This is a genomic window from uncultured Paenibacillus sp. (genome assembly GCF_963515335.1).
GTDB lineage: Bacteria > Bacillota > Bacilli > Paenibacillales > Paenibacillaceae > Paenibacillus_I.
Map to the genome: position 1 here is coordinate 24,742 of NZ_CAUPYC010000026.1, position 23,838 is coordinate 48,579.

The following is a 23,838-nucleotide window of genomic DNA, read 5'->3' on the forward strand; positions in this document are numbered from 1 at the left end:
CGATGGACACGATTGTCTATCCCGGCGTGAAGGAAACAGTGTACCGGGAAACGATGCCGAACGGGCTGGAGGTTTACGTGCTGCCGAAGGAAGGCTTCCAGAAGACGTACGCCACATTTTCGACCCGGTACGGCTCCGTCGACAACACGTTCACCGTCGGTGACGGCGACTATATTCGGGTGCCCGACGGCATCGCGCATTTTCTGGAGCACAAGATGTTCGAGGAGCCGGCAGGCGACATTTTCTCCACGTTCGCTTCCCAGGGGGCTTCGGCCAACGCCTTTACCAGCTTCGACCGCACCGTGTACCTGTTCTCGGCGACGCAGCAAATCGACGAGAACCTGAACACGCTCATCGATTTCGTTCAGCATCCGTATTTTACGGAGGAGAACGTGGAGAAGGAAAAGGGGATCATCGAGCAGGAGATCAACATGTACAAGGACAATCCGGACTGGCGCGTCTATTTCGGCCTGATCGACGCGATGTACCATAACCATCCGGTTCACATCGACATTGCCGGCACCGTCGAATCGATCCGGCGAATCGATAAGGATACGCTGTACCGCTGCTATGAAACGTTCTACCATCCGTCCAACATGCTGCTCTTCGTCGTAGGCGGCGTGAAGGCGGAACAGGTCATGGCGCTGGTGCGGGACAATCAGGCGCGCAAATCTTTTCCGGAGACCGGCGAAATCAGAAGGAAGTTCGAACCGGAGCCCGCTTCCGTCAAAAATCCCCGTCTTTCGCTCAAGCTGCCCGTATCGCTTCCCAAATGCATGTTCGGCTTCAAGGAAAAGGAGCTGCCGGGCACCGCGGGGGAGCTGCTGCGCCGGGAAGCGGCGACCAAGCTGATGCTGGAGACGCTGTTCGGGGCAAGCTCGGAGCTTTACCAGTCGCTCTACGACGACAACCTGATTTCCGATTCGTTCGGCAGTGAATACAATGCCAGCATGGACTATGCGTTCTCCGTCATCGGCGGGGAAACGCGCGATCCCGACGAGCTGCTTGCCCGCGTCCGGGCGGCGGTTGACGAAGCGCTGCGGAAGGGGCTGGACCCCGCGGCGTTCGAGCGCACCAGGCGCAAAAGAGTCGGCGGCTATTTGCGGATGCTGAACTCGCCCGAATCGATTGCCAACGAATTTACCCGCTACCGCTTCCGGGGAGGCGACCTGTTCAAGCTGCTTGAGCTGTACGAGTCGATCGCGCTGGAGGAAGCGAACGCGCGCTTGCGCGCGCATTTCGATTGGGATCAGATGGCGGTATCGGTCGTGCGGAAGGACCAGGCATGAAGCCGCTCAGCCAGATGACGGTGCTGATCACCGGCGCGAGCCGCGGGATCGGCGCCGCCATCGCCTCGCGGTTCGCGGCCGAGCGGATGAACGTCGTCATCCATTACCTGCACTCGCACGAGGCGGCGAACGAAACGGCCAGAAGGTGCATGCGAAGCGGCGCCAATGCGATGACGGTGTCGGCCGACGTTCGTTCCCGGGAGCAGCTGCTCAGAATGAAGGAAAAGCTGGAGCAGCGGGGGATGGTCCCCGACATCGTCGTCAACAATGCGGGTATCGCCCATTACGGCATGCTGGCGGACGTGACGGACGAAACCTGGGACGATGTGATGGCGGTCAATCTGAGGGGCATGTTCCTGACCACGCAGCTGTTCATGCCGGCCATGATCGCCCAGCGGTACGGACGAATCATTAACGTCTCTTCGGTGTGGGGGATGTCCGGCTCCTCTTGCGAAGTGTTGTATTCGACGACGAAGGGCGGCATGAACGCGTTCACCAAGGCGCTTGCCAAGGAGCTGGCCCCTTCCGGCGTGACGGTTAACGCGGTTGCGCCGGGCGCGGTCGATACCGCCATGATGGGCAATCTGGAGCAGGACGAGAAGGCTGCGCTTCGGGAAGAGATTCCCGCCGGCCGGTTCGCCCAGCCCGATGAAATCGCCTCGCTCGTTTATTTTCTCTCCTTGCCCGAATCAAGCTACATAACCGGACAGATCATCAGCCCGAACGGCGGTTGGGTGACCTGACCGGCGGCGGCGCAGGGGCGGCCGAAACCTTTTCATGCCATCATTCGTCGAATAATAAAAGCGCGGTTGGCTCACACTAGAACTGTTGATCATTCCTTTATTCAGTTACACCACATCAAGGGGAGGCGACGAAGGCATGGCAACGGTTCTTACGAAATTCGATCACTGGAAACATTTTTTGGGCGAGCGCGTTCAAGCGGCTAAAAACACGGGAATGGGCGAAGAGACCATCAATAAGCTCGCATTTGAAATCGGCCAGTTCCTGGACGAGAAGGTCGACCCGAAGAACGACGAGGAACGGGTGTTGAAGGAACTGTGGGATGTAGGCGACGAGCAGGAACGCAAAACGATCGCAAGGCTGATGGTTAAATTGGCGGAAACGAACGCGTAATATCGTTTTGCAGAGGAGCCTCCCGATAACAGGGGGCTTTTCTGCAATGTTGGGCGAATCGCGGCAGGAGAATGGCGAATTTTGTTGAATCATTTTTATAAATGGATTTTCACACAACCGGCCGCGTCGAATATTATCCTTTTCATCCTGGGGTGCCTAATGGAACTGAAGCAATGGTATATGGAATACAAGATACATAAAAACCGTCCGGGCCTGCTCGGCGATATCGCCTCCCTGCTCGGGATGCTCGAAGTGAACATCATGACGATCAACGGGGTGGAGGACCGCACGCGCGGCATGCTGCTTCAGACCGATGACGACGAGAAGATCGAGCTGCTCGGCAAAATGCTGAAAAAGGTCGACAACATCACGGTTAACGCGCTGAGACCGCCCAAGCTGGTCGACATATTGGCCGTCCGCCACGGGCGCTATATCGAACGGGATTCGGACGACCGCAAAACGTTTCGGTTCACGCGGGACGAACTCGGTTTGCTTGTCGATTTTTTGGGTGAATTGTTTAAGAGGGAAGGCAACCAGGTGGTCGGTCTCCGCGGCATGCCGAGGGTCGGCAAGACGGAATCGATCATAGCCGGAAGCGTATGCGCCATGAAGCGGTGGGCGTTCGTTTCTTCCACCATGCTGCGCCAGACGGTCCGCTCCCAGCTGTCCGAGGAGGAAATGAACCCGGGCAACGTGTTTATCATTGACGGCATCGTCAGCACCATCCGCTCAAACGAGAGGCATCACGCGCTGCTTCAGCAAATTATGGCGATGCCGTCGACGAAGGTAATCGAGCATCCGGACATTTTCATCAAGGAATCGCATTATGACTACAGCACGTTCGATTGCATTATCGAGCTGCGCAATACGCCCGACGAAGAAATCACTTACGAGACGTTCACGGCGAACTACAACGATCTTTAAATCGAAACCGAAGGAGGCAGGGGCATGTCGGATTTGGGCGATCTGCTGAGAAAGGCCCGCGAGCAGCGGGGCTACTCGCTGGACGATGTTCAGGAAATGACCAAAATCAGAAAACGATATCTGGAAGCGATCGAAGCCGGAGATTACCATATGCTTCCCGGTAATTTTTATGTGCGGGCGTTCGTGAAGAACTACGCCGAGACGGTCGGACTGGATGCGGAAGAGGTGCTGCGGCTGTACGCCAAGCAAATCCCGTCGGCCTCGCCGGAGCCGATGCAGGAGCAGCCGATGCTGCAGAGACGCCGTTCGTCCTCCGCGCAATCGGGGGATCGCATAAGCAAATGGGGCTTTCGGCTGTTGATGTGGTCGTTTCTCGTTTTGATTGCGGTCGTGGTGTACGTGTATGCGATCGACAGGCAGAACGGCGCCGACAATGAGACGGCGGACAACGGGCCGAGCATGACCGACGAGGCCCGGCCGCCGGAGGATAATGGGGATGGTGAAGCAAGCGATACCGGCAAACCGGGCGCGGATACGGGCGCGAACGGCAATGCGGCGGCGCCTCTGCCCGAACCGGAGCCCGCGCCGGAGCCTCAGCCTGCGCCCCCGGCCACCACGCTCACATTCGTGGAGGCCGTCAACAGCACGACGGACAAGTTTGCCATTAATACGGCCGGCATTCATAAGTTTGAAATTACGGTGGCCGACGGCCGGCAGAGCTGGATCGAGGTTCGCAAAAATAACAATAAGGGTGAAAGATTTCATTATAAGACGGAAACAGGCCCGTTCGCCGTATCGTACGACATCGAAGGCCCGGTATGGTTGAACATCGGAGCAACCTCGTATGTCGAGATCAAGATCGACGGCGTGCTGCTGAATGACGGCGATAAGACGAGAAGGCGGTTTATCATCGAGCCGCCTGCCGCGGGAGCGGCCGAAACGTCCGAACCGGCGGCAGGCTGACGATGCCGGCAACGGCGAGGTATGGTCGTGCCCAACATGCCCGGCATGTCCGCGGCACGGCCGCAGCCGCCGCGCAGCGGTTTGACAGCCCGGAGCCTGCAGTCTCCGCCACCCGCGGAGGGTGCTTTTTCTTTTGCGCCGGTTCAGGTATAATGTGGATCGTGAGCAAAGCTTTCGGAAAAGGAGTGGCGGGGATGAGCTCGGAAAATTCATTCGATATCGTGTCCAAGGTCGACATGCAGGAGCTGAACAACGCGATCCAGCAGGCGGAGCGGGAGATCGAAACCCGGTTCGATTTTAAAGGAAGCAAAAGCAGTCTCAAGCTTGAGAAGGAAGAACTCGTCGTGGCATCGGACGACGAATACAAGCTGAAAGCCGTCATCGATATTCTGCAGGGGAAAATGGTGAAGCGCGGCGTTCCGATCGGCAATCTGGAATACGGCAAAATCGAGCCGGCGTCGCTCGGCACGGTCCGTCAGCGCATTAAGCTGAAGCAGGGCATCGATCAGGACGCCGCCAAAAAGATCAACATTCTGATCCGCGATTCCAAACTTAAGGTGAAGAGCCAGACGCAAGGCGATCAGATCCGCGTGACGGGCAAGAGCCGCGACGATCTGCAGGCGGTCATGCAGCTGCTGCGGGGCGCCGATCTGGGCGTCGAGCTGCAATTCACGAACTATCGTTAAGACGCTAAAACCCCCGAAATGCCGCTTTCCAAGCGGCTTGCCGGGGGTTTTTCCATTTTTGACACGCCGCAAACCGTTGTATTATACTTGTTTAGACAGCTTTACGGAGAACGTTTGGGGGATGCGCGGCATGACTGAAAAAGTGAAAGTGGTTACGCTCGGCTGCGAGAAAAACCTGGTCGATTCCGAGATCATGTCGGGTCTGATACACGGCCGGGGATACGAGCTTGTGGAAGCGCCGGAGGAAGCCACGGTCATCATCGTGAACACATGCGGTTTCATAGATGCGGCCAAGGAAGAGTCGGTCAATACGATCCTCGACATGGCCGATTTGAAGGAGACGGGCCGTTTGAAAGCGCTCATCGTCTCGGGCTGCCTGACGCAGCGGTATAAACGGCAGCTTATGGAAGAGATGCCCGAAATCGACGGCATCGTCGGTACCGGGGATTTTCATCATATCAACGACATCGTGGACGAGGCGCTGCGCGGCAAGAAGCCCGTCAAGGTGGGCAATCCGGTGTTCGATTACGAGCAGGAGCTGCCGCGCAAGGTTGCGACCCCGCGGTACACGGCCTATGTGAAGATCGCTGAAGGCTGCGACAATGCCTGCACGTTCTGCAGCATTCCGATCATGCGGGGCAAGTTCCGCAGCCGCTCGATCGAATCGATCGTTGCCGAAGTGGAGCGGCTGGCGGAGCAGGGTGTCCGCGAGGTGAGCCTGATCGCGCAGGATTCGACGAATTACGGGACGGACCTGTACGACGGTTTCATGCTTCCGGCCTTGCTCAACCGCGTGAGCGAAGTGGAAGGCATCTCGTGGGTTCGCCTGCATTACGCGTATCCGGGTTTTTTCACGGACGAGCTGATCGAAACGATCGCCTCCAACCCGAAAATCTGCAAGTACATCGACATGCCTTTGCAGCACAGCGAGGACGGCATTTTGAAGCGGATGCGCAGGCCCGGACGCCAGCGCGACGCGCGCGAGCTGATCGCGAAGATCCGCGCCCGCATGCCGGAAGCGGCGATCCGCACCTCCATTATCGTCGGCTTCCCGGGCGAGACCGAGGAGGATTTCAACCGGCTGTGCGAATTCGTGCGCGATATGAAATTCGACCGTTTAGGCGTGTTTTCTTACTCTTGCGAGGAAGGCACCCCCGCTTCCCGTCTGCCGGACCAGGTTCCGGACGACGTGAAGGAATGGCGCGCCAATACGTTGATGGAAGTGCAGCGCGAGGTGTCCAAAAACCTCGGCGGCAAATATATCGGCAAAGTCATCGATGTGCTGGTGGAGCGCTATGACGGCCGCAGCGATGTGTTCATCGGCAGGTCGCCGTTCGATGCGCCCGAAATCGACGGCGAAGTGTTCATATCCGGCTGCACGCCGGAAATCGGCTCGATCCAGAAGGTTCGCATCACGCACGCCTACGAGTTCGATCTGTCCGGGGAGGGAGTCGCGTGAATCTGGCAAACCGCATCACGCTGGCGCGCATTTTCCTCGTGCCGATCATCATGTTTTTTCTGTTGGTGGAGATGAATTTGCGCCCGATCGAATTCGACGGGTATTCGATTACATACGAGCAGATCCTGGCGACGCTCATCTTTATTATCGCGGCCAGCACGGACGGGCTCGACGGCTACATCGCCCGAAAGAATAAACAGGTGACCAATCTCGGCAAGCTGCTTGATCCTCTTGCAGACAAGCTGCTGGTGGCGGCCGTGCTGATCTCGCTGGTGGAGATGGATAAGCTGCCGGCCTGGATGGCTATCGTCATTATCAGCCGCGAATTCGCCGTCACGGGGCTGCGCCAGGTGGCGCTGCTCGAGGGCAGCGTCATTGCCGCGAGCAAGTGGGGCAAATGGAAAACCGGCATCCAGATTACGATGATCATCGCCTTGCTGCTGAACAATTTTCCGTTCGCTTTTCTCCAGATCCCATTCGACATCGTCGCCAGTTGGGCGGCGGCGCTCATTACGGTCTACTCGGGCATCGATTACTTTGTGAAGAACAAGAATATTATTCCGGTGGAGTGAGGGCAGAGCGTCGCTCTTCCCGCGATTTCGTCGCCGTCGGGCCCAGGCAGTGCCGAAGCCCGACATCATTCCGAGAGGAATGATGTTTTTTGATGCCGGGAAATTCGTACGCTTCCCTGCCAGTCCGTTTTATGAGTGGGAAACCGATCGAAGGAGGCTTGCAGCATGAAAGCGGAAATCATCGCCGTCGGCACCGAGCTGCTGCTCGGCCAAATCGTCAATACGAACGCGCAGTATTTATCGCAAGGCTTGGCCGTTCTCGGCATCGACGTCTATTTTCAGACGGTTGTCGGCGATAACGAGGCAAGGCTGCGGCAGGCGATCGAGGTCGCCCGCTCCCGGGCGGAGCTGCTGCTGTTCACCGGCGGACTCGGCCCGACGCAGGACGATTTGACGAAGGACGCGCTTGCCGCCTATCTGGGACGCGGGCTCGTTATGCATGAGCCTTCGATGGCCAGGATCGAGAAACTGTTCGCCTCGCGCGGCGTCCATATGGTGGAAAGCAACCGCAGACAGGCGCTTATGATCGAAGGCGCGGAGCCGTTGGATAACGAAACCGGACTGGCCGTGGGCAACGCGCTCACCGCGGACGGCACGCATTATGTGCTTCTTCCGGGACCGCCGCGCGAGATGAAGCCGATGTTCGACGGTCCGGCTGCCGATTGGCTGCGGGGTATTACGGGGGAAATGCTTCCGCTCTATTCGCGGATATTGCGTTTTGCCGGAATCGGAGAGTCGTCGCTCGAGGCCGCTTTGCTGCCGCTGATCGACGGACAAAGCGATCCGACGATCGCCCCTTACGCCAAGGAAGGCGAGGTGGCGCTGCGGATTTCCACGAAAGCGGCCGATGAAGCCGAGGCGTTCGCCCGGATCGACGCGACGGTAGGGGAAATCGAAGCGTTGGCGGGGGCTTATTTATATGCCAAAGAGGACGTGCCGATCGAGCAGGCGGTCATTACCGCGCTTCGCAACACGGCCAAGACGGTCGCTACGGCGGAAAGCTGCAGCGGCGGCCTGTTGGCGCAGCTTCTGACGAACGTCGTCGGAAGCAGCGGCGCGTACGCGGGCGGCTTCGTGACGTATACGAACGGGATGAAGCACGCGCTGCTCGGTATCCCGATGGCTCAGTTGGAAGGGCAAGGCGCCCCGGGGGCGGTCAGCGAATCGACGGCCGCGCTTATGGCGGAGCGGACGCTCGATATCGCGAACAGCGATTACGGAGTCGCGATCACCGGAGTAGCCGGTCCGGCCGAAACGGAAGGCAAGCCGGTCGGGCTCGTCTATACGGCTGTCGCCGAACGCGGCAAGCCTACGCGGACGTTCGAGCTGCAGCTGAACGGCAACCGGAGCGCCATCCGCATTCGTGCCGTCAAGCAAGCGTTGTACCGCCTCTGGCGCGCCATTGGAAATGTGTGATCATTTTGTGAACCCGGTTGCCAAATTGCGGCGTCAAGTCTATAATTTGAACTAGTTCACGGAAGAACCGTAGCGAAGATTACTTTGCTGCGGTTTTTGTTTTGGCCGTGGTAAGGCAGTCGTGAAAAAAGCGAATGTATGTTCGAAAAAATGCTTGTTCACGGTACTAAAATGAGGTATCATTAACTTATCACGGAAAAGGATGTGGTAGTGTTGTCAGATCGTCGCGCCGCATTGGAAAACGCCTTGCGCCAGATCGAGAAGCAGTTCGGCAAAGGTTCCATCATGAAATTAGGCGAGCAGGCCGGCATGCAGGTTGAAACCGTGCCGAGCGGATCGCTCGCATTAGATATCGCGCTCGGGATCGGAGGATTGCCGAGAGGCAGGGTAATCGAGATTTACGGACCGGAGTCTTCCGGCAAGACGACCGTCGCGCTGCATGCGATCGCGGAAGTGCAGCGCATCGGCGGACAAGCGGCGTTCATCGATGCCGAGCACGCGCTCGACCCGCTTTACGCGAGCAAGCTCGGCGTCAACATCGACGAGCTGCTCTTGTCGCAGCCGGATACGGGCGAGCAGGCGCTGGAGATTGCCGAAGCGCTCGTTCGCAGCGGCGCCGTGGACATCATTGTCGTGGATTCCGTCGCGGCGCTTGTTCCGAAGGCGGAAATCGAAGGCGATATGGGCGATTCGCACGTCGGCCTTCAGGCCCGCCTGATGTCGCAGGCGCTCCGCAAGCTTTCGGGCGCGATCAGCAAGTCGAAAACGATCGCCATCTTCATCAACCAGCTTCGCGAGAAGGTCGGCGTCATGTTCGGCAACCCCGAGACGACGCCGGGAGGACGCGCGCTGAAGTTTTATTCGAGCGTCCGGCTGGACGTCCGCCGGATCGAGACGATCAAGCAGGGCAACGACATGGTAGGCAACCGCACACGTATCAAGGTTGTGAAGAACAAAGTCGCCCCGCCGTTCAAGCAAGCGGAGATCGATATTATGTACGGAGAAGGCATCTCCAGGGAAGGCAGCCTGATCGATATCGGCACGGAGATGGACATCGTGCAGAAGAGCGGCGCCTGGTTCTCCTTCAACGGCGATCGTCTCGGCCAAGGACGCGAGAACGCCAAGCAGTTTTTGAAGGATCGCGCGGATATCGCGGCGGCCATCGAGAAGCAGATCCGCGAGTCCAGCAACCTGTCGGCTGGCGCAGCGGGCGCGGCTTCGCTCGGGGCAGACGAGGACGAAGAGGATTTCGAGGATCTGGTGTAAATAACGGTCAGTCGGCCTGATCGGGCTCCCGTTCTTCGGATGCTTTAATTGAAATTTTCCATTATACCGATGCAAGGCACCTTTTTTAAGGTGCCTTTTTGTTAGAGGTTCGGCGGATGGGCCGTCAACAGAATGAAGTACGGTCCGAAAGGGGGAGAGAAAGTTATGGTATCCGGGTCCGGGGAGGAGATGTCCGGTGCGTTCCGCATCTCCTCGGTGGAGAAGCCCAGGAAGCAGCGCGGGCGTTATTTCATTTATAAAGAAGGCCAGGAAGAGCCGGTGCTGTCCGTTCATGAAGATATCATGATCCGTTTCCGTTTGCTGAAGGACGCATGGGTGACGGAGGAGGACCTTCGCCGCATCGAAGCCGAAGACGGCAAGCACCGCGCCTACTCGCTGGCTGTCGCCTATTTGGGAGCGAAGCCGCGGACGCGCAAGGAAATCGAACGCTATTTGACGCGCAAGGAGCTTGACGAAGAAACGATCCGCGAAACGGCCGACCGGCTGGAAAGCGAGCGGCTGATCGACGACGCGGATTACGCCAAGGCGTTCGCCAGCCAGCGGACCAATTCACATGCCAAAGGCAGAATGCTGATCCGGCAGGAGCTGATGCGGCGGGGCATCGGCAAGTCCGAAGCGGCAGAGGCGATCGAGTCGCTCGATCCGCAGGCGGAGCTAGAGAGTGCGGTCACAGCGGCGGCCAAACGCTGGCGGTCATTGAAGGGCGAACTCCACGAACGGAGATATAAGCTGGCGCAATTTTTGACACGGCGGGGGTATCCGTCCGGCGTCGTTCGCGAGGCGCTGAAGACCGTCGCGGTGGAGCGCGAAGACAGGGACGGCATGGATTGGCTTGACAATTGAATTTGCATACAGCTAAAATGATTCTGTATTCCTTCATTCTTAGAATCGATTTTCCTTCCAAAAATTGATTCGAATCGATTTTTATCGACAAAGCTGTTACATCGGTATGAAAACCGGCTTGAAAACCAAATACGATCCAATGGTTTTGCCTTGGTGACAACGAGGAGGTGAGAAAGATGCTAGAAATCTGGATCCCGATCGTTCTCGTTGTTGGCGCGATTTTCTTTGGGGTAGGTTATTTTGTTCGAAAGTCGATTGCCGAAGCCAAAATCTCCAGTGCGGAGCAAGCTGCAGGGCAGATCGTTGAAAATGCCAAAAAAGAAGCGGACGCACTGAAGAAAGAAACGGTGCTCGAAGCAAAAGACGAAGTCCATAAACTCCGCAGTGAAGCCGAAAGAGACATTCGTGAACGCCGCAATGAAGTGCAGCGTCAGGAAAGACGGCTGCAGCAAAAAGAGGAGTCGCTGGATAAAAAGCTCGAAGCGCTGGAACGCAAAGAAGAGCAAGTGGCCAACAAGGAGAAACGAATCGAGGAAACGCAAGAGCAAATTGATTCCATCTATAAACGACAAATCCAGGAACTGGAGCGGATTTCGAACCTGACGACGGAAGAAGCGCGCCAAATCATTCTGTCCAATGTCGAGCAGGAGGTTCGCCACGAAACCGCGCAGATGATCAAGGAAATCGAGCAGCAGGCGAAGGAAGAAGCCGACAAGAAGGCGAGGGACATCATCTCGCTTGCGATTCAGCGTTGCGCGGCGGATCATGTGGCCGAGACGACGGTATCCGTCGTGTCGCTGCCGAATGAAGAAATGAAAGGCCGCATCATCGGTCGCGAAGGCCGCAACATCCGCGCTCTCGAAACATTGACCGGTATCGATCTCATTATCGACGATACGCCGGAAGCGGTCATATTGTCCGGGTTTGATCCCATTCGCCGCGAAATCGCGCGTACCTCATTGGAGAAACTGGTTGCCGACGGCAGGATTCATCCGGCCCGCATTGAGGAAATGGTCGAAAAATCTCGAAAAGAAGTGGATGAACGGATTCGCGAATACGGGGAACAGGCGACGTTCGAGGTTGGCGTACACGGCTTGCATCCGGATCTGATCAAAATTCTCGGCCGCCTGCGTTTCCGGACAAGCTACGGCCAGAACGTGTTGAAGCACTCGATGGAGGTCGCTTACTTGACCGGCTTGATGGCCGCCGAGCTCGGGGAAGACGTTACGCTCGCGCGCCGGGCGGGACTGCTGCACGACATCGGCAAAGCGCTCGACCACGAGGTGGAAGGCTCGCACGTCGAAATCGGCGTAGAGCTGGCGAAGAAATACAAGGAGCATCCGGTCGTCATCAACAGCATCGCTTCCCATCACGGCGACGTGGAGGCAACCTCGGTCATCGCCATGCTGGTGGGCGCGGCCGACGCTTTGTCCGCCGCTCGTCCGGGAGCCCGCAGGGAAACGCTTGAGACGTACATCAAGCGGCTGGAGAAGCTGGAAGCGATATCCGAGTCTTTCGAGGGCGTCGAAAAATCGTACGCAATTCAAGCCGGACGCGAGGTTCGCGTCATGGTGCAGCCCGAGAAGATCGACGATACGGAAGCGTTCCGTTTGGCGCGTGACATTACGAAGAAGATCGAGGGAGAGCTGGATTACCCCGGTCATATCAAAGTAACGGTCATTCGCGAAACGCGCGCGGTGGAATACGCAAAATAACGGCCCGGAACGGGCAGACTGAAAAGTGGCTGGTTACCAGCCGCTTTTCGTTTTTTACCCTGATAGAAAGTTGAACTTCGCTGAAGGAATGAAGCGCAGGAAACTTTCTCGTTCGGCGATAAACCTGCCTCCAAACGCGGTCGATCCTGTTCGAGAGGGCTCGATAGAGGTTTTCCCACGAGAGAGTAGAGGAGGGATTCAAGTGAAAGTTTTGTTCATCGGCGACATCGTCGGCAATACGGGCCGAAGCGCGCTGAAACAGGTGCTGCCGTCGCTGACAAGCAAATACAATCCGCACATCGTCATCGTGAACGGCGAGAACGCCGCGGCCGGCCGCGGCATTACGGCTCAGATCGCCCGCGAGTTTTTCGAGTGGGGCGTTCACGGCATCACGATGGGCAATCATACGTGGGACAATAAAGACATCTTTGAGTGGATCGACGAAGAGCCGAGAATCGTGCGGCCTGCCAATTTTCCGGAGGCGCCGGGAAGAGGAAGCGCCCTGATCAAGGCAAACGGCAAGACGCTGGGCATTGTGAATTTGCAGGGCCGCACGTTCCTGCCGCCGATTGACTGCCCGTTCCGCAAAGCCGACGAGCTGGTCGGCTCGCTGCGCAAGCAGACGCCTTGCGTCCTCGTCGATTTTCATGCGGAAGCGACCTCCGAGAAAATCGCGATGGGCTGGTATCTGGACGGCCGCGTCTCGATCGTCGTCGGCACCCATACGCACGTCCAGACGAATGACGACACCATTTTGCCGCAGGGAACCGCTTATTTGACGGATTCGGGCATGGTCGGCTCGAAAGAAGGCGTGCTTGGGATGGAGCGAACCGCGGTCGAGCACCGTTTTCTGACACAGCTTCCCGTCCGTTTCACGGTGGATGAAGGCAAATGGCAATTTCACGGGCTGCTTGCGGACCTGGACGAATCGACGGGGAAAGCGAAATCGCTCATGAAAATAAGACTGACGGAGGAGGAATGGCTGCTGCTGTAGATATACGGCGGCGGCCCTCCTGGGCTTGTCCTCACGGGTAAATCGTCACGCTATTCCGAAAAGTTGGCCGTGAATAAGCAGGAATTTTATTTCCCTTCTCGAATAAGATGGAGTAGTGGATTCCATCCATCATTCCCGAGGAGGTACTTTCCATGGAGGTATTAAAAGTTTCAGCAAAGTCCAATCCAAATTCCGTCGCAGGCGCGCTGGCTGGCGTTCTGCGTGAACGCGGGGCGGCAGAATTGCAGGCCATCGGGGCTGGTGCGTTAAATCAAGCGATCAAGGCGGTCGCAATCGCGAGGGGATTCGTAGCGCCCAGCGGGGTGGATCTCATCTGTATTCCGGCATTTACCGACATCGTTATAGACGGAGAGGACCGTACGGCCATCAAGCTGATTGTCGAACCTCGGTAAGAAGCGTCGCCAATACACGGGAATTTGTGGAATTCCATGACCTGTTTACTTCGTAAGCAGGTCTTTTTGTGCGGTTCAGACACGATCATTCCCGCGAAAGGAGCGGATTTAGATGCGAACCGGGGCGTTGGACCTGCATTGCGACGTGCTCAGCAAGCTGCTGACGGGGAGAGCGACGGCATTCTCCGGGTCCGGATCGGAACGGCTGGATGTAACCTATGAGAAGCTGACGGCGGCGGACGCTTGCCTGCAAACGTTCGCCGTTTATTTGCCCGAGGAAACCCCCTGCACGTTCTCGTCCGTATTGGAAAGCGTCGATTTATTTTACCGCCACATCGTTCCGCGGTCCGATGTCGCCTTCATCCGCACCGCGGCGCAGCTGCGGACTGCGGTCGATGCCGGCCGGCTCTGCGCCCTGCTGTCCCTGGAGGGGGCGGACGGCCTGCAAGGCGATTTCGCCGCCCTGCGGATCCTGTACCATCTCGGCGTGCGTGCGCTCGGTTTCACGTGGAATTATGCCAACTGGGCGGCCGACGGCGTTATGGAGCCTCGAGGGGCGGGGCTTACAAGACAAGGCCGCAAGCTGGTCCGGGCATGCAACGAGCTGGGCATGTTGATCGATGTGTCCCATTTGTCGGAGAAAGGGTTTTGGGAAGTAGCCGACCTGACGGACACGCCCGTTATCGCCTCCCATTCCAATGCCAAATCGGTATGCGATCATCCGCGCAATTTGTCCGATGAGCAAATCCGCGCGATTATCGCGATGGACGGATTGATCGGGGTTACATTCGTGCCGTGGTTCGTCAGCAGGAATGAAACGGTGAAGGTCGAAGACCTGTTTCCGCACATCGACCGGGTCTTAAGTCTCGGAGGGGAAACATGCCTGGCCTTCGGCAGCGATTTTGACGGAATCGACCGCCATATAACCGGTTTGGCCGATCCGGAAGGAATGCCCGAGCTTGCGGAGAAGCTGGAGCGGCGTTACGGAAGAGGATCCGCGGAGAGCTTCGTGCGAGGCAATGCGCTCCGGTTTTTACTGAAGCATCTGCCGAAATGACCCGGGACAGTCCGTTCTCGTTTTGATATGAATTCGATCGAAAAGAACTATGTTTGCAATTGCTTAAAATGGCTTGATATTTAAGATCGGGAGTCATAAAATTTATTTGACCTTTATAAAGAAAAGATGGATATGCCGAAACGTGTCGACTGTCGTCTGGCCGGGGGACTAACCGGCCGTCGAAAGGCGTCGGCACGCGACCACAAAGAGGAGATGGACATTTTGATCAGTCAATTGTCTTGGAAGATCGGGGGACAACAAGGGGAAGGCGTCGAAAGTACGGACCGGATCTTTTCCACGGCGCTGAACCGGCTTGGGTATTATCTGTACGGCTATCGTCATTTCTCATCCCGCATCAAGGGCGGCCATACGAACAACAAAATCAGAATCAGCACGACACCGATGCGCGCCATTTCGGACGATCTGGACATTCTGGTCGCTTTCGACCAGGAGAGCATCGATCTGAACGCGCACGAGCTTCGCCGGGGCGGCGTCATCGTGGCGGACGCGAAGTTCAGCCCGACCATTCCGGAAGGCGTCAACGCGCAGCTGTTCGCGGTTCCGATCACGGCGATCGCCGAAGAGCTCGGCACATCCCTTATGAAAAACATGGTGGCATCCGGCGCTTCCTGGGCACTGCTCGGGCTGCCGATCGAGGTATTCAATAAAGCGGTTGAGGAAGAATTCGGCCGCAAAGGACCGGCGATCGTCGAGAAGAATATCGAAGCCGTCAAGCGCGGCTCGGAATTCGTACTCGCGCAGGCGGGCGGCCCGCTCGATGAATTCCGGCTCGGCGAGGCGGACGGCAAGCAAAAGCTGTTTATCATCGGCAACGAAGCGATCGGCCTGGGAGCGGTTGCAGGCGGCTGCCGCCTGATGTCCGCTTATCCGATTACGCCGGCTTCCGAGATTATGGAGTATTTGATCAAGAAGCTGCCGAAGTTCGGCGGCACGGTCGTACAGACCGAGGACGAAATCGCGGCCGTTACGATGGCGATCGGCGCCAACTATGCCGGCGTGCGCACGATGACCGCGTCCGCAGGCCCCGGCCTGTCCCTCATGATGGAAGCGATCGGTCTGTCGGGCATGACCGAGCAGCCGCTCGTCATCGTCGACACGCAGCGCGGCGGCCCTTCGACAGGCCTCCCGACGAAGCAGGAGCAATCCGACCTGAACGCGATGGTATACGGCACGCACGGGGAAATCCCGAAGGTCGTCATTGCGCCGGCCTCGATCGAGGACTGCTTCTACGACACGATCGAAGCGTTCAACATTTCCGAGCAGTATCAGGTGCCGGTCATCGTTATGACCGACCTGCAGCTGTCGCTCGGCAAGCAATCCTGTGAGGTATTCGATATCAACTCGGTTGAAATCAAGCGCGGCAAGCTGGTTGCCGATGTGCCTGCACTCGAGGACAATAAATTGTTCAAGCGCTACGAGTTTATGGAAGACGGTGTTTCCCCGCGTGTCCTGCCGGGCGAGAAGGGCGGCCTGCACCACGTGACGGGCGTCGAGCACGACCAGGAGGGCCGCCCGTCCGAGAACGCGCTCAACCGCAAGCGGATGATGGATAAGCGCCTGGGCAAGCTGAACGGCCTGCTGATCCGCGACGCGCTGCGCGTGGACGCGCCGCACGAGACGCCGGACCTGCTGATCATCGGCATGGGCTCCATCGGCGGCACGATCGACGAAGCGAGACAGCGCCTTGACGCCGACGGGATCACGAGCAACCATATTACGATTCGCCAGATTCACCCGTTTCCGGCCAAGCAGCTTGCGCCTTACATCGCACAGGCGAAGCAGGTGCTCGTGATCGAGAACAACGCCACGGCTCAGCTGGCAGGTCAAGTGAAGCTGCACGTCGGCAACGGCGACAAGATCCGCAGCTTCCTGAAATACGACGGCAACCCGTTCCTGCCTTCCGAAGTGTACAAAGCCTGCAAGGAGATGAACTGAGATGGCGACATTCAAAGAGTTCCGCAACAACGTCAAACCGAACTGGTGCCCGGGCTGCGGCGACTTCTCCGTCCAAGCGGCCATTCAACGCGCGGCGGCGAACGTCGGCCTTGAGCCGGAGAACCTTGCGGTCATTTCCGGTATCGGCTGCTCAGGCCGCATCTCCGGCTATATCAACGCTTATGGCTTCCACGGCATCCACGGCCGCGCGCTGCCGATCGCGCAGGGCGTGAAGCTGGCCAACCGCGAGCTGACGGTCATCGCTTCCGGCGGCGACGGCGACGGTTTCGCGATCGGGATGGGCCATACGGTCCATGCGATCCGCCGCAACCTGAACATCACCTATATCGTAATGGACAATCAGATTTACGGCTTGACGAAGGGCCAGACCTCTCCGCGAAGCGCGGAAGGCTTCAAGACGAAATCGACGCCGGAGGGCTCGATCGAGTCGACCCTGTCGCCGCTGGAGATCGCCCTGTCCGCGGGCGCGACGTTCGTGGCGCAGTCGTTCTCGAGCGACTTGAAGCAGCTGACGAGCCTGATCGAGCAAGGCCTTCAGCATGAGGGCTTCTCGCTGATCAACGTGTTCAGCCCTTGCGTCACGTTCAACAAGGTGAACACCTACGACTGGTTCAAGGAGAACATCGTCAATCTGGAGCAATATCCGGATTACAACCCGCACGACCGCGTAGTCGCCATGAACAAGATCATGGAGACGAACGGCATGCTTACCGGCCTTATCTATCAGAACAAGGAACGCAAATCGTACGAGGATATGATTCCCGGCTTCCAAGCTGAAGGTCTGGTGAAGCAGGATCTGAAGCTTGACCCTGCGCAATTTGACAAATTGGTGGCGGAGTTCCGCTAAACCGAATCGTTCCCAAGCATACGGCTCCCGCAGCCGTATGCTTTTTGCGTATTCCGACTATTTTCGGGGACCCTGTTTCGCTTGAGGCACCCCCGGGAAGCACGGGCAATATTCACCGAAGGTTCACTTCACTTTTTGGGGTAAATTAGGGTAAATTGAAAGGGACAGTCACCGAAGAGATAAATACAAGAGGAGCTGATTTGCTTGAAACAAGTACCTGTAGGCGTATCCGCCAGACATATTCATCTGTCGCAAGAGCATGTCGAGATTCTGTTCGGAAAAGGCGGCGGGCTGACCGAGATGAAGCCGCTCTCGCAGCCGGGCCAATTCGCCGCCAACGAGACGGTCGAGATCGTCGGGCCGAAGGGCTCTTTTCCGAAGGTCCGTATTCTGGGACCGGCACGCAAGCGCACGCAGCTTGAGATTTCGCGCACGGATGCCTTTGCGCTCGGCATGAAGCCGCCTGTCCGGGAATCCGGCAACATCGCCGGCACGCCGGGCATGACGATCAAAGGTCCGGCTGGCGAAGTAACGGTCGAGGAGGGTGTGATCGTGGCCGCGCGGCATATCCATTTTCACACCTCGGATGCGGAGCGCTGGGGCATAGCGGACAAGCAGCGGCTGAGGGTGCGGCTGGGCGGCGAGCGCGGAATGGTGCTTGAGAACGTCGTGGCGCGGGTATCGCCGGATTTCGCGCTCGATATGCATATCGACACGGACGAGGCGAACGCGGCGGGCGCATCGACCGGCGACATGGCGGAAATCGTAGACTGATCCGGCTGTGCGGACGAGCGGCGGACAGGGCGATGGATAGGACTTGAAGTAGCGACTGCGCGCTTTTCGTGCTATAATTTAAGGGTTATTGCGAAAGCGGAGGGTGACGCAAGTGGCGAAAGAAACGAAGGACTACTCCAAATATTTCGACTTTACAGGCGCCAAAATCATCTCCGACGACGAGACGGGCAAAAAGATCCGGATCGGCGGCCGGGATATTCATATCGTATCCGAACCGAATTACCGTCAGGAGAAGCAGCGCGGCAAAGAGGACGTCCAGGTGCTGTACGGCGAGCCGGTGCCGGAAGAGCTGCGGACGATCGGCAGCGGCAAGCGCTATCTGATCTATACGTACGGCTGCCAGATGAACGAGCACGACACGGAAGTGATGAAAGGCCTGTTCGAGCAGATGGGCTATACCGCGACGGAGGACCGGAGGGAGGCGGACGTCATTCTGCTGAACACGTGCGCGATCCGCGAGAACGCGGAGGACAAGGTGTTCGGCGAGCTCGGCCATCTGAAGCGTCTGAAGACCGAGAAGCCGGGGCTAATCCTGGGGGTGTGCGGCTGCATGTCCCAGGAGGAATCGGTCGTGGGCCGCATTCTGCAAAAGCACGCGTTCGTCGATTTGATTTTCGGCACGCATAACATTCATCGGCTGCCGCAGCTGCTGCAGGGCGCGCTGTACAGCAAGGAAATGGTCGTCGAGGTGTGGTCGAAGGAAGGCGACATCATCGAGAACCTGCCGAAGAAGCGGGAAGGCATGCGCGCGTGGGTTAACATCATGTACGGCTGCGACAAGTTCTGTACGTACTGCATCGTTCCGTACACGCGGGGCAAAGAGCGCAGCCGGTTACCTGAGGATGTGATCGCCGAAGTCCGCGAGCTGGCGCGGCAGGGGTACAAGGAAGTGACGCTGCTCGGCCAGAATGTGAACGCGTACGGGAAAGACTTCGAGGAGCGGAATTACCGCTTCGGCGACCTGATGGACGATATCCGCAAAATCGATATTCCGCGCATCCGGTTCACGACGTCGCATCCGCGCGATTTCGACGATCATCTGATCGAGGTGCTCGGCAAAGGCGGCAACCTGGTGGAGCATATCCATTTGCCGGTTCAATCGGGCAGCACCGAGGTTCTGAAGAAGATGAGCCGCAAATACAGCCGGGAGACGTATCTCGAGCTGGTGCGCAAGATCAAGGCAGCGATGCCGGACGCCGTTCTGACCACCGACATCATCGTCGGATTCCCCGGCGAGACCGACGAGCAGTTCGAGGACACGATGTCGCTTGTCCGGGAGGTCGGCTTCGACTCGGCGTACACCTTCATCTATTCTCCGCGCGCGGGCACGCCTGCGGCCGAGATGGAGGACAACGTGCCGATGGAAGTCAAGAAACAGCGGCTGCACCGGTTGAACGAGCTGATCGGCCAGCAGAGCCGGACCGGCAACGAAGCGCTGCGCGGGCAGATCGTAGAGGTGCTCGTCGAGGGCGAGAGCAAAAACAACGCGAACGTCCTTGCGGGGCGGACGCGCAGCAATAAGCTGGTCCACTTCGAAGGTCCGAAGGAATGGATCGGACAGTTCATTCAAGTGAAGGTGAAGGAGCCGCAAACGTGGTATATCAAGGCGGAGCCGGTTACGGAGCATAAGGCTGAAGCGGTGTCCTGACGGACGATAGCCGCGTCATGAGGAGAGGGAAACGAGATGGCAGAGCGGCAAACGGCTAAAAATGAAGCATCGCACGCGCATGACGGGCACGGCCATGATCATCATCACGGTCACGGCGGCTGCGGGATACCGAAGTTCGATACGCGCGACCTGCTGATCCGGGAAGACATTATGGCGAAGGCGAAAGAAATCGCCGACATGATCTATACGTCGGAGGAAGTCAGCCATTATCGCCGCGCCGAAGCCCAGATCAAGGGCAATGAGCGTGTGCAGTCACTGATCGCGCAGATGAAGAAGCGCCAGAAGGAGCTCGTCGCTTTCCAGTCGTTCCAGAATCAGAAAATGGTCGACAAGATCGAAGGCGAGTTGGCCTCTCTGCAGGATGAGCTCGACGGCATTCCGATCGTGGACGAGTTCCAGCAGAGCCAGTCGGATATCAACTACCTGCTTCAGCTGGTCATGTCCGTCATTCGCGACACGGTGGCGAAGAAGCTGGACGTGGAAACGGATAACACCGAGGAAGCGCCGGAGGAGTGCAGCGACTAATGGGGTGACGCGTGGCCGATCATCTTCGAGTTGCAGCATATAACTTTCGATATTACGTTTCGGGGACCCTGCAGAGCAGAAAGCCGGCCGGAGTCTTGTGTTCGCACAAGCTCCCGGCCGGCTTTATTTGCCTGGCTGAATGTCAGCGAGCGGATAACGCCGTCAATCGTCGGAAGTGCGAATCGCCGCGACATGAAGCTCTCCGTCCTCCGTCCACTCCGCGTACAAAACGCGCGAGGGATCCGGGTGGCCGTTCCTTGACAGCTCTTCCCTAAGCCATTCTTTTGTTTTGCCGATGCCGCGTATGTTGTCATCGTTGATGCTGCCTTCCTCAATCAGCAGATGGGGAAGCTTGACGTGCTCCTCGGAATGCCCGAGATCCTGCTTCTGCGCCGTGTCGTACGCGGGCTTTTTCAGTACGCTGAGCGAGCCGTTCAGCTCGAACCATGCATAAGCGACGTCGCGCACGGAGAAAACGTCCTTCTGGCGGAGCATCATCCTCAGCTGGTCGGCGTCGAGTTTATTGCGGCGCAGCTTCTCATAATCGATGCGCCCTTCCTTCACGATCAGGTCTGGAGCGCCATCGAGCGGTTCGCGCGCTCGCTTCACATGCTGTGTCAGCTTTTCAAAAATGTAGGAGAGCAGCGTCCAGAACACCAGCGCGAACAGCACATGCAGAATCGTGTTTTTGCGTTCGTATATCGCGTTGCCGATAATTTCGCTCATAATCAATGCCGAGATGAAATCGAAGGGGGTCAGTTGAGAAATTTCTTTTTTTCCAAGTATGCGGGTTGCCGCCCATAAACCGATGAAGCCGACGGCCAGCTTGACCGCTATTGCGCCGAAATCCATAAATAGTGCCTCCTTTAGCGGGTTTGATCATTCATACCCGGGAAGGAGGAGGTTCGAACATACAAGGGATGGGAATTCGCACACGACAGCCGTCAATTGTCGGCCGCGGCCGGCAGGCCGGTGATGTTGTTAGCCGATTTCCGCTTCCAGACCGGCACATAGGCGTGCAAAGCGCCCGCAACGATTGCCGAGACGACTGCTTTCGCGGCGTCGCCGGCCAGGTAAGGGTAGAAGCCGAGCGCCATCGCTTGGGAGAAGGACAAGTTGTACACAGCCGCGAGCCAAGGGACGCCGCCGACGTAACTAAGCAGCGATCCGAACACTTCGAAAATAAGGAACAGCAGAACGTAGAAGAGTGCCGGCTTGGAGCGGCGAACGTTCGATTTGAACAGCTTGCCGGTGAAATAACCGACGGCCGCCGCACAGATCGGGAACATGAGAATGAAGCCTCCGGTTCCGCTTTTTATGTATCCGATGCCGCCTTGGCCGTGCAGAAGCGGCAGGCCCAGCGCGACCAGGGCCACGACGATGCCGATGCTCAGAAATCCGTAGCGCGCGCCGAGAAAGGCGCCGGCCAGCATCACGGCCAGATTCTGCAGCGTAATCGGGACAGGCGAGAAGCCGAGCGGGACGGTCGCCGCGCTCATCGCGACGAACAGCGCCGCAAACAGTGCCGTGTACACCAGGGGACGAATGGACATGATTGCATCAACTCCTTATATTTGTTAACCTGTGCATGTGAATGAGGTTGACCAAAATGGATTTTAACATACAGTTCCGGATTCGGAAAGAGGGCCGGTGAACTTTTTGCGGACGCTGAACACAAAGCATCTTATTTTAAAAGGAGTCTCCGTGCGTGCCGCAGCGGATGACGGACGGGAAGTTCCATTGCTCGACGACGTATCGCTTCGTCTGGGTCAGGGAGAATGGGTCGGGCTGATCGGGCCGAACGGCAGCGGCAAAAGCACGCTCGCGCTGCTGCTCGCCGGACATCCCCAGGCGGCCGCGGGCGGGGCGGCGGTGTTTCGCGGCTCGATGGACCGCGGCTTTGCCGGAGACGAACCGCTTCCGTTCGTGGCGCAGGATCCCGACGCGGCGATCGTCGGTTCGACGCCATGGGAGGATATGCTGTTTGGGCTGGAGCAGAGGACGAAGGCGGACAATGCTTTATCAATCGTCGCTAAAGCGGAGGAGATTTTGCGGGGCTGCGGGCTGTGGGAAGCCCGCAGCCGGCCGGTTGAGACGCTGTCGGGCGGGCAGCGGCAGCTGCTCGTCGCGGCCGGCTGCGCCGCTTTCGGGTCGCCGCTGCTTGTGTTCGACGAGGCCGGCGCGATGCTGGATGCCGCGTCGCGGGCGGAAGTGCTGTGCGGGGCTCGCGCCATATGGCGGTCAGGCGGAACGGTCGTATGGATTACGCACCGCTTGGAGGAATTTGAAGCCGGAGACCGGATCGTGGCGCTCGAGAAGGGAAGGGTGGCGTTTGACGGGCCGGTTGAAACGTTCTATGTGCCGGAAACGGAGGCAACGGGCGGCGGGCCCGACAGCAGGATGCCGGAGAGCGAGTATGCGATGAAGCGCGGGGGGGGCCGGCCGAGCCCAAGTGAGAGGCTCGGTTATCGGCCTCCGTACGCCGTTGAGACGGCATTGGCTTTAAGGGAAATGGGTTACCGGCTCGATCCGCTGCCGTTAACGCCCGAAGAACTGGCGGAGGCGGTGGCCGGATTATGACGGCAGGCTGGCGGTTGGAGCACGTTACCGTACTCGCTGAAGACCGCATAGGCGGCGTTGGCGGCGGTGAACTGCTGCGGGATGTTACTTTTGCTTCGGCGCCCGGCACCCTTACGCTGATCGTTGGAAGGAACGGAGCGGGCAAGACGACGCTGTTGGAAACGATGGCGGGTCTGCGGACCCTTGCGGCCGGACGCATTGAGGTGGACGGCCTGCCTCTGTGGCGGGGCGCCAAGCCGCGGCGGGAAGCGCTGCTTCGCTACGGGGCCGCGCTGCAGCGCAGCGAATCCCAATGGTTCGCCCGGAGCATCCGGGAGGAGCTTCATTATTCGATGAAGCCGTACGGCTTCGACGGGGACGAACGGGAGCGGCGCGCAGCCGCGGCGCTGGAGCAGGCGGGCCTGCCGGCGGAGCTGCTCGCGCGCGAGCCGTGGACGCTCAGCGGCGGGCAGCAGCGCCGCCTTGCATGGGCCTGCCTGGCCGCGGCCGGGCACGGCTGGCTGCTGCTCGACGAGCCGACGTCGGGGCTCGACGACGGCGGCATCCGCCTGCTGCGCGCGTTTCTCGGCGCGCATAAGGCGCAAGGGCGCGGAGCGGTCGTGGCGACCCACGACCTCGACGCGCTCTGGCCGCTTGCGGACGCCGTCGTCGAGCTTGACGACGGCGCCGTCCGCGAAGCGGCCTCCGTGGCGG

The 23,838-nt window shown here is 58.5% G+C and carries 24 protein-coding genes; 22 read left to right on the forward strand and 2 right to left on the reverse strand.

The window, feature by feature from the left end; all coding sequences use genetic code 11:
- The first annotated feature begins 2 nt into the window (after positions 1-2).
- The 20 genes from yfmH (at position 3) to RWM61_RS10425 (ending at position 20,565) form a co-directional block, all read left to right on the forward strand.
- On the forward strand, positions 3-1,289 hold the full coding sequence (gene yfmH / locus RWM61_RS10330) for an EF-P 5-aminopentanol modification-associated protein YfmH (protein ID WP_314000330.1): 1,287 nt from the start codon (positions 3-5) through the stop codon (positions 1,287-1,289).
- Complete coding sequence (gene ymfI, locus RWM61_RS10335) at positions 1,286-2,032, forward strand: elongation factor P 5-aminopentanone reductase (RefSeq protein WP_314000332.1); 747 nt, start codon at positions 1,286-1,288, stop codon at positions 2,030-2,032. The genes yfmH and ymfI overlap by 4 nt, the downstream gene beginning before the upstream one ends.
- A 136-nt stretch (positions 2,033-2,168) precedes the next feature.
- On the forward strand, positions 2,169-2,423 hold the full coding sequence (locus RWM61_RS10340) for a DUF3243 domain-containing protein (RefSeq protein ID WP_314000334.1): 255 nt from the start codon (positions 2,169-2,171) through the stop codon (positions 2,421-2,423).
- Between the two features lie 159 nt (positions 2,424-2,582).
- Positions 2,583-3,347 carry a DUF3388 domain-containing protein gene (locus RWM61_RS10345; protein ID WP_314000336.1) on the forward strand — a complete coding sequence of 255 codons (765 nt, stop codon included), beginning with the start codon at positions 2,583-2,585 and terminating at the stop codon, positions 3,345-3,347.
- Positions 3,348-3,371: 24 nt separating this feature from the next.
- Positions 3,372-4,310 carry a helix-turn-helix domain-containing protein gene (locus RWM61_RS10350; protein ID WP_314000338.1) on the forward strand — a complete coding sequence of 313 codons (939 nt, stop codon included), beginning with the start codon at positions 3,372-3,374 and terminating at the stop codon, positions 4,308-4,310.
- Between the two features lie 194 nt (positions 4,311-4,504).
- The gene (locus RWM61_RS10355) at positions 4,505-4,996 is read left to right on the forward strand and encodes a YajQ family cyclic di-GMP-binding protein (protein WP_314000340.1); all 492 of its coding nucleotides are present in this window, start codon (positions 4,505-4,507) and stop codon (positions 4,994-4,996) included.
- Positions 4,997-5,126: 130 nt separating this feature from the next.
- Positions 5,127-6,455, forward strand: a complete 1,329-nt coding sequence (gene rimO, locus RWM61_RS10360) for a 30S ribosomal protein S12 methylthiotransferase RimO (RefSeq protein ID WP_314000341.1) — start codon at positions 5,127-5,129, stop codon at positions 6,453-6,455.
- Complete coding sequence (gene pgsA / locus RWM61_RS10365; protein ID WP_314000343.1) at positions 6,452-7,027, forward strand: CDP-diacylglycerol--glycerol-3-phosphate 3-phosphatidyltransferase; 576 nt, start codon at positions 6,452-6,454, stop codon at positions 7,025-7,027. Before rimO ends, pgsA begins: the two co-directional genes overlap by 4 nt.
- 165 nt (positions 7,028-7,192) lie before the next feature.
- Positions 7,193-8,443 carry a competence/damage-inducible protein A gene (locus RWM61_RS10370; protein ID WP_314000345.1) on the forward strand — a complete coding sequence of 417 codons (1,251 nt, stop codon included), beginning with the start codon at positions 7,193-7,195 and terminating at the stop codon, positions 8,441-8,443.
- A gap of 213 nt (positions 8,444-8,656) precedes the next feature.
- Positions 8,657-9,709, forward strand: coding sequence for a recombinase RecA (gene recA, locus RWM61_RS10375; protein WP_314000348.1), 1,053 nt, complete (start codon positions 8,657-8,659; stop codon positions 9,707-9,709).
- A 165-nt stretch (positions 9,710-9,874) separates the two neighbouring features.
- Complete coding sequence (locus RWM61_RS10380) at positions 9,875-10,573, forward strand: RecX family transcriptional regulator (RefSeq protein WP_314000350.1); 699 nt, start codon at positions 9,875-9,877, stop codon at positions 10,571-10,573.
- Between the two features lie 176 nt (positions 10,574-10,749).
- The gene (gene rny, locus RWM61_RS10385; RefSeq protein WP_314000352.1) at positions 10,750-12,288 is read left to right on the forward strand and encodes a ribonuclease Y; all 1,539 of its coding nucleotides are present in this window, start codon (positions 10,750-10,752) and stop codon (positions 12,286-12,288) included.
- 202 nt (positions 12,289-12,490) lie between these two features.
- The gene (locus RWM61_RS10390) at positions 12,491-13,282 is read left to right on the forward strand and encodes a TIGR00282 family metallophosphoesterase (protein WP_314000354.1); all 792 of its coding nucleotides are present in this window, start codon (positions 12,491-12,493) and stop codon (positions 13,280-13,282) included.
- A 152-nt stretch (positions 13,283-13,434) separates the two neighbouring features.
- The gene (locus RWM61_RS10395; protein WP_006286829.1) at positions 13,435-13,695 is read left to right on the forward strand and encodes a stage V sporulation protein S; all 261 of its coding nucleotides are present in this window, start codon (positions 13,435-13,437) and stop codon (positions 13,693-13,695) included.
- Between the two features lie 112 nt (positions 13,696-13,807).
- Complete coding sequence (locus tag RWM61_RS10400; RefSeq protein ID WP_314000362.1) at positions 13,808-14,752, forward strand: dipeptidase; 945 nt, start codon at positions 13,808-13,810, stop codon at positions 14,750-14,752.
- A 222-nt stretch (positions 14,753-14,974) separates the two neighbouring features.
- Complete coding sequence (locus RWM61_RS10405; protein WP_314000364.1) at positions 14,975-16,708, forward strand: 2-oxoacid:acceptor oxidoreductase subunit alpha; 1,734 nt, start codon at positions 14,975-14,977, stop codon at positions 16,706-16,708.
- 1 nt (position 16,709) lies between these two features.
- Positions 16,710-17,576 carry a 2-oxoacid:ferredoxin oxidoreductase subunit beta gene (locus RWM61_RS10410; protein ID WP_314000366.1) on the forward strand — a complete coding sequence of 289 codons (867 nt, stop codon included), beginning with the start codon at positions 16,710-16,712 and terminating at the stop codon, positions 17,574-17,576.
- A 204-nt stretch (positions 17,577-17,780) separates the two neighbouring features.
- Positions 17,781-18,350, forward strand: a complete 570-nt coding sequence (gene pduL, locus RWM61_RS10415; RefSeq protein ID WP_314000368.1) for a phosphate propanoyltransferase — start codon at positions 17,781-17,783, stop codon at positions 18,348-18,350.
- A 112-nt stretch (positions 18,351-18,462) separates the two neighbouring features.
- Positions 18,463-20,019 carry a tRNA (N6-isopentenyl adenosine(37)-C2)-methylthiotransferase MiaB gene (miaB, locus tag RWM61_RS10420; RefSeq protein ID WP_314000370.1) on the forward strand — a complete coding sequence of 519 codons (1,557 nt, stop codon included), beginning with the start codon at positions 18,463-18,465 and terminating at the stop codon, positions 20,017-20,019.
- A 36-nt stretch (positions 20,020-20,055) separates the two neighbouring features.
- Positions 20,056-20,565 carry a YlbF family regulator gene (locus tag RWM61_RS10425; RefSeq protein ID WP_314000372.1) on the forward strand — a complete coding sequence of 170 codons (510 nt, stop codon included), beginning with the start codon at positions 20,056-20,058 and terminating at the stop codon, positions 20,563-20,565.
- Positions 20,566-20,727: 162 nt separating this feature from the next.
- Here RWM61_RS10425 and RWM61_RS10430 read toward each other — a convergent pair whose 3' ends face one another.
- Both RWM61_RS10430 and RWM61_RS10435 read right to left on the reverse strand, forming a co-directional pair.
- Complete coding sequence (locus RWM61_RS10430) at positions 20,728-21,417, reverse strand: DUF421 domain-containing protein (protein ID WP_314000374.1); 690 nt, start codon at positions 21,415-21,417, stop codon at positions 20,728-20,730.
- 92 nt (positions 21,418-21,509) lie between these two features.
- On the reverse strand, positions 21,510-22,118 hold the full coding sequence (locus RWM61_RS10435; protein ID WP_314000376.1) for a biotin transporter BioY: 609 nt from the start codon (positions 22,116-22,118) through the stop codon (positions 21,510-21,512).
- Positions 22,119-22,269: 151 nt separating this feature from the next.
- Between RWM61_RS10435 and RWM61_RS10440 the strand changes: the two genes are divergently transcribed.
- Complete coding sequence (locus RWM61_RS10440; protein ID WP_314000378.1) at positions 22,270-23,145, forward strand: ABC transporter ATP-binding protein; 876 nt, start codon at positions 22,270-22,272, stop codon at positions 23,143-23,145.
- The coding region (locus RWM61_RS10445; protein ID WP_314000380.1) for an ABC transporter ATP-binding protein at positions 23,142-23,838 on the forward strand (697 nt) is incomplete at its 3' end. The genes RWM61_RS10440 and RWM61_RS10445, both read left to right, overlap by 4 nt.